Origin of the sequence: Sphingobacterium rhinopitheci, assembly GCF_022627575.1 — a bacterium.
Classification (GTDB): Bacteria; Bacteroidota; Bacteroidia; order Sphingobacteriales; family Sphingobacteriaceae; genus Sphingobacterium; species Sphingobacterium rhinopitheci.
Window position 1 is genome coordinate 173,481 of record NZ_JADEYQ010000007.1, and the last position, 16,147, is coordinate 189,627.

Sequence of the window (16,147 nt, forward strand, 5' to 3'; positions counted from 1 at the left end):
AAAATTATAAGTGTATAAACCAAAGCTACCAACAGAAGTTAAATCAGAGCAGATTATGACTGCTAAAATCATTACCAACATAAATATAATAGCAGCAGCTGTTGAAGATTCTATAGGTACAATTAAATTTAATATTGCGTTTTGATTAAAAAATTATTAGAAAGATAAATAATATTCATTATTTTTAATCAAAAATTAATTATGATAAAATATATTGCAGTATTTGTACTATCCATCTTTTTATTCTCTATCAGTCAAGCACAGGAGAAAGTCCATTTTCGGGTAAATCCAGAGAAGGGGAAGTCCTTAAACTACGAAATGATAATCAAATCAGATATTGAAGGAGATGAGGATGTAATAATGGACATTGGTCTACTAATGTCACTCACACCGACCTCATTAAGTGATAGCAGTATAATAATAGAAGCTAAATACCCGAAGCTAACAATGGATATTCACACTGCGATGATGACCATAAACTACAACTCCTCCATAGCATCCAATGATGAAATGAGCCAAATGCTAGAAGTAGAATTAAGACCTTTAATCGATAATATAGAAACTATTACAATGAATCGAAATGGCGTAATCAAAGATTCTCAATTTCCTAATGTTACAGAACAAGCCTTTGATAAGTCAAATCTAAAAACATTTGCAATAAGTTTTCCTGAAGAGGAAATAGCAATAGGAGATTCATGGTTTAGCCCCTCCACAAAAGGACAATTTGGGTTGCTTACCAAGATCAACAATACATTAATTGGACTGACTGACGATGGTTATAGAGTAGATATATCAGGCATCTACTTGGATGATAATGGAGAAGAAATAGGAAAAATAGAAGGTCACTATATAGTTGATAGAAACACACATTTTACGAAGTCATCATCTAGCAACGGAAGTATTGAATTCGATGGACAAAAAATAACCAGTAGCATTACACTCCGCTTAATTAACTAATCCCTAAATACTTAAAAAGCCAATCCTTACAGATTGGCTTTTTAAGTATGCCTTTAATTATTAAGCGTTAACTTCAGCTTTGTATTCATCAGCGGATAATAAAGCATCTACGTCAGCTACATTTGCTAATTTAACACGTACAATCCAACCCTCACCATAGGGATCAGAATTGATTAATTCTGGAGCACTATCAATAGCATCATTAATTGATAAAATAGTCGCTGCAGTTGGTAAAAATAAGTCAGAAACTGTTTTTACAGCTTCGATAGTACCAAATACCTCATTAGCCTCTACATCATCACCGATCGTGTTGATATCCACAAAAACAATATCACCTAATTCACGTTGAGCAAAGTCAGTAATACCGATTACGGCTTCATCACCCTCCACACGAATCCATTCGTGATCCTTTGTGTATTTTAATTCTGCTGGAAAATTCATTTCTTATAATTGTTTTTTTTCAAAAATATAATTATCCTGCGACATTACCAAAGGGATTAATTGTATTTTTAGGGCATGAACCATCAAATTGCAAAACTTTATCAAATAGGGAACAAAGAAAATCGCTTAATCATTGGTTTAATGTCAGGCACATCTTTGGATGGCCTAGATATCGCATTGTGTGATATTAGCGGTTCCGGCTTTACTACTAGCCTAAAAATCAGAGATTTTGTAACAATGGATTATGAAGATGAATTTAGAATCAACATACGAAAAATATTTGCCCAAAAACAAATAAACCAACAAGATTTGTGTGGTATAAATGCGTATATAGGGATTGTTCATGCGCAATTAATAAATAAAGCTTTAAAAAATTGGGGCATTCCCAATTCCGAGGTAGATCTTATCGCAAGTCATGGACAGACAGTGTACCATGCGCCGCAAATATTAACAAAAGATTATAGCCTACCCAATAGCACCTTACAAATTGGCGATGGTGACCATATCGCCGTACACACCGGAATCATAACATTATCTGATTTCCGTCAAAAGCATATCGCGGCAGGTGGAGAAGGAGCCCCCTTGGCAGCGTATGGAGATTATCTTCTTTTCACAGATGCGATAGAAAATAGAATATTATTAAATATTGGAGGTATTTCAAATTTCACATTCCTTCCTAATAGCAACTCTACCTTACAAGCTTTTGCCACTGACTTAGGTCCAGGGAATACGATCATGAATCAATTTATGCATAAGCATTATCAGGAAGAGATGGACAGAGACAGTAAGATCGCAATACAGGGAAACGTCAACAATACACTTCTAAAAGCATTGATGGAAGATGATTTCTTGACTTTACCTTTCCCTAAAACGACAGGTCCAGAATTATTCAACCTTTCATACTTAGAGCAAAAGCAACATAAGAGCAACACCAACAATCTTTCCAATCAAGACATAATGGCGACATTAAATGCGTTCTCTGCTAATGCAATCGTCAATGGTATCAAGAAGGTAACAGAAGGCTTAGATAATATAGCGGTTTATGTGAGCGGTGGAGGATTGCACAATCCCTTATTAATGGAAAACATACAGAAAGATCTTCCAGCTATAAAAATAACCTCTATCGCAGAGATAGGGATAGATCCGGATGCTAAAGAAGCGTGTTTATTTGCATTATTAGCCAATGAAACTATAGTAGGAAATCCTGATAATGTAAGTAACATCAAAGATTCACCTGCTGTATGTATGGGGAAAATAAGCCTCCCTTTGTAATACTATACATACTTTGCAATTGATTCTATATTTTGTGGAAGGATGCCTATATGCACGTATATGTAAGTAAAGCATAAGGAAGAACCTGTATTCCTAAAAAATAACAATTAGCCATAGTCCAAACGTAACGATTTCTAGCTTCTATGTTGGCTTTAAATATAGCATAACATAGATTACATCTTGCTATAAAAAAAGGTATCAAACAGGTTATAATAAGCTTCAAAAGAGACTGCACGCAAGTCGACACAAAGAACTTAGAAATTCACAGGTCAAAAACGATAATTTATAGCACCGAGAACTAACTCGAAGTCGACAAGTAAAATTATCTTACATACCGTAAGCTATTCTAGCAATGTATAATTCAATACCAATTTCCTAGAAATAGGGTGTTTGCAATAGAAAAAAAAGATGCTAAAAGCATCTTTCATTGACAAATATTTATTTAATACGGTTATTCAATACCTTCTATGGCTAGGTGTAGAAAATCTTTAAAAGGTAAGGTCTGTTGAAACATTTCTGTTATATGCTCCAAAGCAAAAGCTCTTACCATATCTCTATCCGAAATAGGTTTAAGAATAATAAAACTTTTTAATTTAAGAATCTCAATTGCTGGATTATCTAGTGAATATCCTGCGGGCGGCCTTTTTAATTTATCTTCTTGTGATAAGTCATTAAGCTCACCATCTGCTAATTTTAAAGTTTCTTCAAAACTTTCAAAATCGTAATCTATTTCTTGACGAATAGCTGCCAAATGTGATTTCTTTGGTTGCCAATAACCAACCGCTACAAAACTATTACCTGGTTCAATATGAACATAATATTCAGGGCCATCCAACTTGCGTCCATCGATAGATATCCCTGCAGCTAACCATGATTTATAAGGGGATTTATCCTTTGCAAATCGTACATCACGATAAATTCTAAACATACACTTTGAGGACTTAATATCCGTGTTAATATGCTTATCAAATACCGATAACTTAGCTATAAGCTCCTCCACGAAATTCTTTACATCACTGTACGCATGATCATAATCGGCTTTATTCGCTTGAAACCATTCTCTATTATTATTTTCCTTTAATGCAGAAAGAAACTCAAAGGTAGAAGCCTTTATATTCATATTATGAAAGCATTAACAGAAAGAAAAAAACAAGTGGTGCCGCCATAAGTAACCCATCAAAACGATCTAACAATCCACCGTGTCCAGGTAAAATATTACCGGAATCTTTAACACCTAAGCTTCGCTTTAACATAGATTCCACCAAATCGCCTAAGGTACCAAATACACCAATTATGACAGCCATAGTTACCCATTCCCATTTGGATAAAGCACCGAAATAATGCTCCAAATTAAGCGCAATAACGACAGCTAAAAGTATACCGCCGATAAATCCTTCCCAAGTTTTATTAGGGGAAATACGTTCAAATAATTTATGCTTACCAAAGCTTCTTCCTGAAAGATAAGCCCCCGTATCATTGGCCCAAAGCATAATTAAGAAACCTAAAGGAATGTAAGGATTATAAGATCCCTTAATAAATCCCAAACCTACAAAAAATAGAAATGGAACACAGGCATAGGTGATGCCTAATAAGCTAAATCCAATATCATGAAATGGTAAACGACTTTTTTGATATAATGCAGCTATAAATAGCAAAGCTATAAATGGGACAAAAGCCCATACCTTTACAAATGGTATTAGCCCTAAACAATGTAAGCCGCTTAAGGTCGCTAATACCGCTGCTGCCAATAAACCTAGCACCGCATTAGGTTTTACCTCATCAGATTTTACGATACTATAAAACTCATATAAAGCCCCTATACCGACAATACTAAAAAAGGCTGTAAATACAATAGGTCCTAAAAAAACAGAACCTACAAGAACGATAATAAAGAAAAATCCTGTAATGGCTCTAGTTAGCATTATTATCCTCCAAATTTAACTTTTCGTTTTGATCTATTAATTGCAATGCAACTTCTTTGTCTTCTACATTGACATACAATTCCAATTTACCAAAATGGTATGATGAGTCCTTTTTATTCAATACTACTGCAGGTATACTATTCTCTACCAGCATCTGCCTAACAATTTCGGCCTCAAAGGCATTCGTATACGTTGCTATTTTAATCCAATCCTTTTCCATCACTATTATTAATTTTTTTTGCTGTAGTATAAAAGTACCATCCTATTATACCTGTTAGAATAAAGCTACCAAGATACACAATTATTGAATATCCTTCACTAGCCTGTAGCTCTTCGTAGGTTTTACCTTGCCTCGCATAATAAAAAGAAAGAACAACTGCAGCCCCATTATTTATAAAATGGCCCATTATAGGTACCCATATATTTTGGGACCAAAGAAGCATATATCCAAAAAAAGCCCCCAATATCATCCGCGGTACAAAACCAAAAAACTGAACGTGAATAGCGCTAAAAATAATAGCGGTAATCCAAATAGTGATATGTTTATTTTTGACCACACGCGCTACAATATTCATCAAAGAGCCTCTAAAATAGTATTCTTCGGCTATAGCGGGCACTACAGCAATGGCAAATAAATTGACGAACAATAATGTCCAACTATCAACCATGACAATATCTTTTGTTAATGCCGCCATGTCATCTTCCTTCATGCGCATCCAACTCTCAAGCCCTTTCAAATCAGGAGGGAAGCTCATATTCATATTCACCTCTCCAATCCATTGCATCATAGGCATAAAAGCAATCAACAATAAGGCTGCTAACGACAAAAATATTGGTAAGCCTTTCGTTTGCATAGGAAAATAATCGTTGTATGGCTCTATACGCTTTAATAGTAAAGCAGGGAGTAGAAATGTGCCCAATGAACCACTAATAATCAATGCATAAGAAAAGATAGGATTATTTTTAAAGTCGATTCCCATACTATCATCTAACATAGTTGAGAATCCTCCATTCAGTAATACTTCGATAAAGACCACTAACAGTTGAGCACCTACAGCACATGCTAAGGTAAGTCCCAAAAGAATAGTCAAAGATATCCAAGTAGGATTCGTCTTTATTCCATATTTATTCATGCCTTAAAGTTAACATTATAAAATAAAAAAAGGGGCTTTCGCCCCTTTTCATTTAATTAACACGGATTGGATCAGCCGGTTTTTTAATCTCTTTATAAGGATATGTTTTGATATCTTCTAATAGTAATTTAACCGTTCTTTCCAATTGAGGATCACGTCCTTCTAATAAATCTTTAGGTAGTTGTTCCACAAAGATATCAGGAGCTACACCTTCATTCTCGATAATATAATTACCATTTAAGTCAAAAACACCGAAGTTGGGAGAAGTAATACTTCCACCATCCAACAATGGCGGATATCCAGAAATACCAACCAAAATACCCATCGTTGTACGTCCAACAAGCTTACCTAATCCTCTGTGACGGAACATATACGGCATCATATCACCTCCTGATCCTGCATTTTCATTGATAATCATAGCTTTAGGGCCATAAATACCATTTCCTGGAGTCGTAAATGACTTACCATCCCGAATTCCCCAACCTGCGATCAGTTCACGTGAAAGTAAATCAATAACGTAATCGGCAACAGAACCGCCACCATTATTACGCTCGTCCATCAATAAAGCTTTTTTATCCATTTGAGAGAAATAATAACGGTTGAAATTAGTATATCCTTCATTTGCGGTATTAGGCATATAGACATAAGCAATCTGTCCATTGCTCAATTTGTCCACTTTCTTACGGTTGGTTTCTACCCAATCCATACGCCTAAGATCAATTTCATTGCTATAGCTAATAGGTTTAACGGTCACGTCTCTACTACCTGCGATAGTTGGCTTTGAATTGATTTTTAGCACAACTTGCTTACCGACTTTATTTTCTAATAATTTATAAATATTTACCTCCTTAGACAAAGGAACACCATCCACAGCAACGATATAATTACCTTCTACGATATTCAAGCCAGGCTCTGCTAATGGAGCTTTAAAAGAAGGATTCCAATCTAAACGTGTAAAGATCTTGTTGATTTTATAAATACCATCAACCTCTTCAAGATCAGCGCCCAATGTACCCGTACTGATCGAAGGCGATGAAGGTTGATCACCAGGATAAATATAAGCGTGCCCTACGACCAGTTCTCCCATCATTTCGTTTAGTAGATATCCTAAATCAGAACGATGATTTACATAAGGAAGAAACTTCTCATACTTCGCTTTTACAGCCTCCCAATCAGCACCATGCATGTTCTCTACATAGAAAAACTCTTTTTGCATCGCCCATACCTCATTAAATATTTGTTTCCATTCAGCGGCAGGATCAACTTCAAATTTAAAGTCATCAGTTTTCAACTTCCCTGCATTAGGTACTGGTTTTTGACCTGCATTGACGATATAGAAATCACGTCCTACGTTATATATCATCTTTTTACCATCCGCACTAATTCGAAAACCTCGCGCATTGTCCACTAAAATTTTGTCTTCCAATTTTTCTAAATCAAATGCACCAATAGCCCTTCCTTTTTGATAGATCAACATATTTTCGACATTACCATCTAAGCGGTAATATCCAGCAGAAAGAGGTAAAGCGATTATACGATTATTGATATTATCAAAATCTACATTCAACTTTTTAGGAGCAGATTTTGCGGCAACTTTAGCATCTTCCTTACCTTTGTTCTTATCGACTTTCTTTACATCATTTTTAGGATCTTCTACTTTATCCTCCTTAATAGTTTCCTCATCGCTTTCATTTTTAAATAGCGATGCTGAATTCTTAGATAAGATAAAAGCATAAACATTGTATTGTGGATTTCTCTCATACGCAGACATATGAAGGCCCGAATTGGTCAATCCTGTATTTGTACTTGCCGTAAAGAAAAGATATTTACCATCTCTACTAAATACAGGTGAAGAAACTTCACTCATACCATCTGTAATCTGGTGCGATTCCTTGGTTTCCAAATTATACATAAAAACAGCGTCAACGCCATTCGCTAAACTCTTGATATAGGCTATCCAATTGGAATCAAAGGACCATGAAGGCTGAAAATGATTACGTGTACGTCCTGTAATAGATGCTAATTTGTCCGCATCTACCAATACGACATTCTTGGTATCGATATCAACATAATACAAATTAAGGTGCGCATCGTTAAAAAACACTTTTTTGCTGTCAGGAGACCAGGTAGGTTCAAAGAAGAATAATCCTTTACCTAGGTCAATATATACTTCTTGGTCCGCTGCTTTTTGATCTCGTAAAACAAGTTGGTATTTACCATTCTTATCAGACAAATAAGAAATCCATTTGCCATTCGGTGACCAAGCTGGAAAACGCTCATGGCTAGATGCCGAATTAGAGATATTGCGGGCATCACCTTTTTCTTTTGGCACACTTACTATCTCTCCACGGCTTTCAAATAAAGCACGTTGGCCTGTAGGTGATATATTAAAATTGCGGATATCCTCATTCAAATCCACATATTTTGTGCGTTTGTACAGAGGATCAGCATTTACAGCAATTTTTAATGTATTAACAGTATTAGTTCCTAAATCGAAAATATTTACTTGACCATTATATTCAAATACCAACTCATTGCCTTCACCAGACAACGTACGAACATCATAATCCGTATAATTTGTTAGTTTATCTACCTTCTTAGTTTTGGTATCATAACTAAAAATATTCACTATTTTATCTCTATCAGATAAGAAATAAACTTTTGATCCCAGCCAAATTGGTCTCACATCGTTGCAATTCTCGCCAGGGACTACTTCTATATTTTTAGTCTTTGTATCAAAGATCCAAATAGAAGGCATACCACCCCCTCTATAACGCTTAAAAGCGACTCTATCACGTTCAGTAGGATCAGTATTTTTGATATAAGCCCAGTAACGTCCATCAGGTGATGGGCTTCCTTGATAGGCCTCGGGCATTATTAATGGGGATGCTAACGCTGCATTCAAGCTGGTCTTATACAGTCTAGAACCAAGCGAATAATCAAACTCACGTGCCGTTTGGAAATATACTTCGCTATTATTAAGCCATCCGCGCATTACATCTGCTGCAGGGTGAAAAGTAATTCGCTTTGGCTCGCCACCAAATACCGGAATAGTATACACATCGGTATTACCGTCATAATTGCCGGTAAAAGCAATCTGTGTCCCATCCGGAGAAAATAGAGGATTAAGTTCTACACCAGGATTAGAGGTCAATCGTCGTGGGTTCTGACCATTTTTATCGGCTATCCAAATATCACCTCCATATACAAATGTGATGTGCGTTTTACTAATATCAGGATTACGTAAAAGTAAAGTAGGATCTTGTGCGGATGCCATTTGAAGACTTCCCATTGTAAGTCCCAAACACAATAAATGAGCTATTCTTTTTATCATATACGTTTTGTACAGGTTAATTATGCAAGACAAATATATTAGAATTAACTATAGCTTATTAACTAAAGAGCTATTGTAACAATAAAATTTAAGAAGGAATACTGGATCAACAAAAAAGGTCAGCATACTATGCTGACCCTTACTATATTGTTTAATACAAATATTTAGTCTTCAGAAGAGATTTCCTCATCTACTAAAACACGTCCACAGTGTTCGCAAATGATGATTTTTTTGCGTTGACGGATTTCAGATTGTAACTGTGCAGGAATCTTGTTATGACAACCAGAACAACTATCACGCTCAATAAAAGCAACACTTAAACCATTACGGTACGAATTACGAAGTCTATTATAAACTTTGAATAAACGCTCATCAATTTTAGCAGATGCTGCTTCAGCTTTTGCTAATAATGTTTCTTCTTCAATTTGAGTTTCCGAAGTAATCGTATTTAGCTCTAGTTTTTTGCCTTCTAATTCGCCTTTAGCGTAATCTAAATTCGACTGTGTTTTATCGTAACCTTCGGTTTTGCTTCTGATTTCAAACTCTGCTTCTTTGATTCTTTTTTCACAAACTTGAATTTCTAAGCCTTGAATTTCGATTTCTTTAGAGATAGCATCGTATTCACGATTGTTTTTCACCTCATTCAATTGTCCTTCGTATTTTTTGATCGCTGCTTGCGCATCTTTGATCATGTTTTTACGTTTTACAATTGAGTCTTCTAAGTCATCTAAGTCAACTCTAGTTTTTTCTAAACGAGTTTCTAATCCAGCGATTTCATCTTCTAAATCAGCCACTTCGATAGGAAGCTCGCCACGAACCTGACGAATCTTATCTATTTTTGAGTGGATCGACTGCAGCGCCCACAATGCTTTTAGTTTTTGTTCTACAGTTTGTTCCATTAACAGTAATATTTTATTGGATTTGTGTCTGTTTCCGTTATTAAGACAGCAAAGTTAGCAAATTTTTTCTTAATAATATCTAACAATAATTCTTGGGTAAATTGCTCCGATTCAAAATGTCCGATATCAGCGATAACAATTTGATTTTCGGCATCAAAAAATTCGTGGTATTTATAGTCCCCTGTTATAAATATATCTGCGCCAGAGCGTTTGGCATCATTCAATAGAAATCCTCCAGCTCCCCCACACACAGCAACGCGCTGAATTGGTTTATCCAGTAATGCGGTATGGCGAATAACATTCAACTGTAATTTATCTTTAAGGTACGCTAAGAAGTCTACACCTTCCATTGGTTGTGATAGATTACCAATCACACCAGAACCAACATTCTTCAATGAATTGTCTAATGTAACTAAATTATACGCAACTTCTTCATAAGGATGAGTTGAAAGCATAGAAACAATTATATTACGTTCCAAATAAGCAGGGAATACAACCTCTATTTTAGTTTCTTCTACTCTTTCTTGTTTGCCGACTTCACCTATTGCTGGCGAAGCGCCATCCAATGGTCTAAATGTGCCATATCCCGCAGTATTATAGCTGCACTCATCGTAATCCCCTATTGCACCCGCTCCTGCCTCAAACAGCGCCTTACGCACTTCTTCGACGTTCGCTCTTGGTACATAAACGACCAATTTTTTCATTAAGCCAGACTTAGGGCTTAAAATCGCTTGATTTGATAATGCTAATTTTTTAGCAATTTTAGAGCTAACCCCTCCTAATACATTATCCAGATTAGTATGAATGGCATATAGGGCGATATTATTTTTAATAGCTTTGATGACGGTACGCTCGACATAATTGGCATTATTGAAACGTTTCAATCCTTTAAAAACAATAGGATGATGAGAAATAATCAAATCACAACCCTTATCAATTGCCTCTTGCACAACATCTTCGGTACAATCTAAGGAAATCAAAATCTTATTAACTACATCATTTGAATTTCCAACAATTAAACCAGAGTTATCATATGATTCTTGATAACTAAGTGGAGCGATAGACTCCAAATAACTAGTAATATCTTTTATTTTCATATTAATTCTCCTCAATTTCAGCCTCATCAGCAACTACTTCACCTTCAGCCAAAGCAGCCGTCTCCTTCAATAATTTTTTATATTCAGCTATTTTTCTCCAATACATAAAAAAAGCGACGAAATTAGAAAACATAGCGATATAAATAATAACATTAGGCAATGGAAAATTACGCACAAGATAACTCCAAGCAAACATACTACCTTCCCTTTGTGTAGGATTTTCGTCGATCGGGACTTTACGATCAAAGAATTCATTATTCAAGGAATCTCTCAAGTGTCTGACAACTTGAAAATTCCAATATATATTAAATAGCGGTAAAGCCATTAAAAATGCTTGACCGGGTGTCATAAATCGATTTTCCTTTTGCACAAGCAATAAAGTCGTACGAATAGTATTGGCCAAAAGCAGCCATAATACAATCTGTAAAATACTCAAACCTATAATATAGGGTAAATAAGGCAATATTGCCTGAAATTGAGGATCCTTTAGTAATTCTTGAAACTGAGGGTCCTTTAATAATTCTTCCATTTTACTTCTCTTCTAACAAAATATGAACCAATTGGTCCAATTTATCAATTTGCGGATTATGTGACGCTTCTAATTTAACCGTTTTCCATTTATTCTTTAAAGCCTTTTGATAAAAAGGATAGAAATCATCTTTTTCTATTCCTCCTTTAGCAGATTCATAAGTAAAAATATAGGTTGTTGGTAAAGCTAATCGTTTATTATTCTTTAATCGTATCTTTTGTGTAAATGTTGAAAGCGGATGTGATACATCCCTTGGCATCTTCGTGGTATCCTTTACCCATGTAGGAATAATTCCCGAGCGATCTATATTAAATCTAGAAGATGCTTCCGCAGGATTAATACCCAAGCTTTCAAGGGCATTATATCCGTCTTCAGGGATAATAGCATCCAAATAAACCATCTTCTTAATGCGCTCAGGTATACTATCTGCAACAGCACTAATAACCATGCCACCGTAGCTGTGACCTACTAAAACGACATCATTTAGATTTTCAAAAAGAATAGTATTTACAATATCCTTGCTGTGTGTATCTAAGTTAATATCATCATTCATCAAATGATAACGTTCCCCCAAGCCTGTCATGGTAGGTCGATAAACAATATGACCCTCATTAGTAAGTCGCTGAGCAGTTTTTTTAAACTGCCAAGCCCCGCCCCATGCGCCATGTACAATTACATAAGTAGTTTGCTGGGCATATACATTTAGTCCTATAAAACAACTAAATAATAAAGCTATATTTTTGATAAAACTCATCCCTAAAAATACTAAGACTACGCAAATAATAAAAATATCGCTGGTATCTTATGCAACTCTAGCGTTGTATTTTTCCACTCCCCAATAGTTTTAGTCATTATAACTTCATCAGCTCCTGTAAGATTTGCGGCTACACACAATTTAGTCGATGGTTTGGCAACGCGCAATAGCTCTGCCAGTAGTTGATTGTTACGGAATGGCGTCTCTATAAATATTTGTGTTAGTTTCTCACGTGCACTTTGATTCTCCAAATCCTTAATACGTTTCGCACGGTCTACTTTATCAATCGGTAAGTAACCATGAAAAGTAAACTTCTGACCATTAAAGCCCGAAGCCATTAAAGCCAATAAAATAGAACTCGGCCCTACCATCGGTATTACTTGCACTCCTCTTCTATGTGCTTCAGCAACGACATCTGCACCTGGATCCGCTATTCCCGGGCAACCTGCTTCGGACATCAATCCGATATCTTTACCCTTTTTTACATTGGCAAAAACCAAATTATAATCCATTTTCTCTCGCGTATGCTTGCCATAATCATGAATAATCAATTCGCTTTGTGGAATTGTCAGTCCCGCTGTCTTCAAAAAACGTCGTGCTGTTTTCTCGTTTTCAACTACATACTCGGCTATCGTATTGATAATATCGTGATGTATCATCGTATACGATGATTTTTCTGCTCCTTCTGCCAATGGAACAGGAATTAAATAAAGCTTACCTTTTTGCATATACAAACGTACCCAAATAGTTTAATAAATAAAAAATCCCCAAACCAAAAGGTTTGGGGATTGGAATATTATGACACCAATAAAAGACTATGCTTCAGCATATGCTTCAATTGGAGGACATGAACAGATCAATGTTCTATCCCCTTGTGATTCGTTCACACGGCCAACAGAAGGCCAGAATTTACTTACTTTCAAGTAAGGTAATGGATAAGCTGCTGTTTGACGTGAGTAAGGTCTATCCCACTCATCAGCTGTAACTACAGCTGCTGTATGCGGTGCATTTTTCAATGCGTTATTTACTTGTTCCACTTCACCAGCTTCTACTGCTGCAATCTCCTGACGAATAGCAATCAAAGCATCGCAGAAACGATCTAATTCTGGTTTAGATTCTGATTCTGTAGGCTCTACCATCAATGTACCAGCCACAGGGAATGATACCGTAGGGGCATGGAAACCATAGTCCATCAAACGCTTAGCGATATCAGCCACTTCAATACCAAAGTTTTTGAAACCACGACAATCTAAGATCATCTCGTGTGCACAACGATCATTCGTTCCTGAATATAAAACTGGATAGTAGCTTTCTAGGCGTGTTTTGATATAGTTGGCATTCAAGATAGCTGTCTTTGTTGCTGCCGTCAATCCTTCAGCGCCCATCATAGCAATATAAGCATGAGAAATCAATAAGATCGAAGCAGAACCAAATGGTGCTGCAGATACTGCAGTGATACCTTCATCACCAGAGATCTCTACCACCTTGTGATTCGGCAAGAAAGGAACTAAGTGTGCTGCCACACCAATCGGCCCCATACCTGGACCACCACCACCGTGAGGGATACAGAATGTCTTGTGTAAGTTTAAGTGACATACGTCAGCACCGATAAAACCAGGACTTGTTAGCCCTACTTGTGCATTCATATTGGCACCATCCATATATACTTGACCACCATTCTCATGAATGATATTACAGATTTCGATAATTGTTTCTTCAAATACACCATGTGTAGATGGGTAAGTAACCATCAATGAGTTCAAGTTTGCAGCATATTCAATAGCTTTAGCTCTTAAATCTTCCACATCGATATTACCTTTTTCATCCGTTTTTACTACGACTACTTTTTGACCAGCCATAGAAGCCGAAGCAGGGTTGGTACCGTGTGCTGAGGCAGGGATCAAACAGATATTACGGTGACCTTCACCACGGCTTTTGTGGTATGCATCGATTACCATCAAGCCTGCATACTCCCCTTGAGCACCTGAGTTAGGTTGGAACGACATCTTGGCAAAGCCTGTGATCTCGCATAACCAATCATTCAACTCGTTGATCATATGCATATACCCTGAAGTTTGATCTGCAGGAGCAAAAGGATGTAAGCCACCAAAACGTGCCCATGTAACAGGAACCATCTCTGTGGTAGCATTCAACTTCATCGTACACGACCCCAATGGAATCATAGAGTGACACAACGACAAATCTTTAGCCTCTAAAGACTTGATGTAACGCAACATCTCATGCTCTGAATGATAAGAGTTGAAATTAGGGTGTGTCAAGTAAGCCGAAGTACGTACTAATTCTGCAGGAATAGAAGATCCTAATGCGTTAACAAAATCAGTCAAATCTACCTCATCTTGAGCAATACCTTTTACTTTAGCAAATACACGAACAATGGTTTTAATATCTTCAAATGTTGTTGTCTCATCAATAGAGATACCGACAACAGTACCATTATAGAAGAAGTTCAAGCCATTATTTAATGCTTCGCTTTTTATTCCACCTACTGCTTGTTCACCTACATTGAAACGTAACGTATCAAAGTAAGTTGCATTTACTTGCTCATATCCTAATGCTTGGATAGCTTTATCCGCCAATTTAGCCAAGTCATTGATACGTGAAGCAATTTTTTGAATGCCTTTAGGTCCGTGATATACAGCATAGAATGAAGCCATAATAGCTAATAATGCTTGTGCTGTACAAATATTAGAAGATGCTTTATCACGACGGATATGTTGTTCACGCGTCTGTAATGCCATACGCAATGCATATTCGCCGTTTGAATCCGAAGTAACGCCAATAATACGGCCTGGGATATTACGTTTATATTCTTCTTTTGTAGCGAAGAATGCTGCGTGCGGACCACCAAAGCCCATTGGTACACCAAAACGCTGTGAGTTACCTACCACTACATCCGCTCCCCATTCGCCTGGAGGCGTCAATAAAGCCAGTGACATCAAATCTGCTGCTACTGCTACTTTGATACCTTTAGCATGTGCTGCTGCAGTAAATGCGGCATAATCTGCTACAGAACCATCTGCTGCAGGGTATTGTAAGAAAGCAGCAAATACATCATCTGCTAAATTATCTTCGTTAGCATCTGCAACACGAATTTCAACAGCAAAAGGAACAGCTCTAGTATTTAATACATCTAATGTTTGAGGATATACATTTGGAGAAACCAAGAATACATTAGCAGCTTTATTTTTGCGTGCCGAATACAGCATAAACATAGCTTCAGCTGCAGCTGTAGCCTCGTCCAACAAAGAAGCATTAGCGATTTCTAAACCTGTAAAATCAGTAACTACAGTTTGGAAATTCAATAAAGCTTGCAAACGCCCCTGTGCAATCTCAGCTTGGTATGGTGTATACTGCGTGTACCATCCTGGATTTTCAAAAACATTACGTTGAATAACGCCCGGAAGGATCACATCAAAATAACCCTGACCGATATAAGATTTGAAAACTTTATTTTTTTCTGCGATTTGAGCGATTTTCTCTAAATAAGCAACTTCACTCAATGCATTAGGAAGATTTAGAGGCTTTCTACGAATCTGAGCAGGTACCGTTTGCTCAATTAATTCATCTAAAGAACTTACACCTAAAACGTTTAACATTTCTTCTACATCCGTAGAACTAGGACCGTTGTGGCGATCCTCAAATTTTTCTTGGTAATATACGTTACTCATCGCGCCCCTTAATTGGAAGTATTGTTTTTTATTAACTCTTTAACAGACAATTTAGTTCTATTAGCAACTAAAGAGTCTCCGGATGAGCAAAGATACGTTATTTATACTAAAATAACAGGT

General features: G+C 36.6%; 14 protein-coding genes. 2 read left to right on the plus strand and 12 right to left on the minus strand.

Translation table 11 applies throughout. The features are described from left to right. Positions 1-201 precede the first annotated feature (201 nt). Positions 202-957 carry a hypothetical protein gene (locus tag IP023_RS09385; protein ID WP_241790014.1) on the plus strand — a complete coding sequence of 252 codons (756 nt, stop codon included), beginning with the start codon at positions 202-204 and terminating at the stop codon, positions 955-957. A 60-nt stretch (positions 958-1,017) separates the two neighbouring features. On the opposite strand, the gene gcvH is transcribed toward IP023_RS09385, so the two are convergent. Further along, on the minus strand, positions 1,018-1,398 hold the full coding sequence (gene gcvH, locus IP023_RS09390) for a glycine cleavage system protein GcvH (RefSeq protein WP_241790015.1): 381 nt from the start codon (positions 1,396-1,398) through the stop codon (positions 1,018-1,020). A gap of 75 nt (positions 1,399-1,473) precedes the next feature. Here gcvH and IP023_RS09395 point away from each other — a divergent pair, with 75 nt between their 5' ends. Then, a complete protein-coding gene (locus tag IP023_RS09395) occupies positions 1,474-2,670 on the plus strand; it encodes an anhydro-N-acetylmuramic acid kinase (protein WP_241790016.1) in 1,197 nt (398 codons plus the stop codon). Between the two features lie 451 nt (positions 2,671-3,121). Here the strand turns inward: IP023_RS09395 and IP023_RS09400 are convergent, their stop codons facing one another. From IP023_RS09400 to gcvP, 11 genes are all read right to left on the minus strand, one after another. Beyond that, positions 3,122-3,790 (minus strand): DUF2461 domain-containing protein, encoded by a 669-nt coding sequence (locus tag IP023_RS09400; RefSeq protein ID WP_241790017.1) that lies wholly within the window; start codon positions 3,788-3,790, stop codon positions 3,122-3,124. Between the two features lies 1 nt (position 3,791). Then, entirely contained in the window at positions 3,792-4,592 is an 801-nt protein-coding gene (locus tag IP023_RS09405; RefSeq protein ID WP_241790018.1) for a phosphatidate cytidylyltransferase, read from the minus strand. Beyond that, complete coding sequence (locus tag IP023_RS09410; RefSeq protein WP_241790019.1) at positions 4,582-4,812, minus strand: putative signal transducing protein; 231 nt, start codon at positions 4,810-4,812, stop codon at positions 4,582-4,584. Before IP023_RS09410 ends, IP023_RS09405 begins: the two co-directional genes overlap by 11 nt. Continuing rightward, positions 4,793-5,725, minus strand: a complete 933-nt coding sequence (locus tag IP023_RS09415; RefSeq protein ID WP_241790020.1) for a CPBP family intramembrane glutamic endopeptidase — start codon at positions 5,723-5,725, stop codon at positions 4,793-4,795. Before IP023_RS09415 ends, IP023_RS09410 begins: the two co-directional genes overlap by 20 nt. 52 nt (positions 5,726-5,777) lie before the next feature. Further along, positions 5,778-9,059, minus strand: a complete 3,282-nt coding sequence (locus IP023_RS09420) for a S41 family peptidase (RefSeq protein WP_241790021.1) — start codon at positions 9,057-9,059, stop codon at positions 5,778-5,780. A gap of 164 nt (positions 9,060-9,223) precedes the next feature. Next, entirely contained in the window at positions 9,224-9,958 is a 735-nt protein-coding gene (locus IP023_RS09425; protein ID WP_241790022.1) for a zinc ribbon domain-containing protein, read from the minus strand. Then, entirely contained in the window at positions 9,958-11,055 is a 1,098-nt protein-coding gene (locus IP023_RS09430; RefSeq protein WP_241790023.1) for a Nif3-like dinuclear metal center hexameric protein, read from the minus strand. Before IP023_RS09430 ends, IP023_RS09425 begins: the two co-directional genes overlap by 1 nt. A 1-nt stretch (position 11,056) precedes the next feature. Further along, entirely contained in the window at positions 11,057-11,584 is a 528-nt protein-coding gene (locus IP023_RS09435) for a hypothetical protein (RefSeq protein WP_241790024.1), read from the minus strand. Between the two features lies 1 nt (position 11,585). After that, positions 11,586-12,338 (minus strand): alpha/beta fold hydrolase, encoded by a 753-nt coding sequence (locus IP023_RS09440; protein WP_241790025.1) that lies wholly within the window; start codon positions 12,336-12,338, stop codon positions 11,586-11,588. Between the two features lie 17 nt (positions 12,339-12,355). Next, positions 12,356-13,066 (minus strand): SAM-dependent methyltransferase, encoded by a 711-nt coding sequence (locus IP023_RS09445; RefSeq protein WP_241790026.1) that lies wholly within the window; start codon positions 13,064-13,066, stop codon positions 12,356-12,358. Positions 13,067-13,153: 87 nt separating this feature from the next. After that, a complete protein-coding gene (gcvP, locus tag IP023_RS09450) occupies positions 13,154-16,027 on the minus strand; it encodes an aminomethyl-transferring glycine dehydrogenase (RefSeq protein ID WP_241790027.1) in 2,874 nt (957 codons plus the stop codon). Positions 16,028-16,147 lie beyond the last annotated feature (120 nt).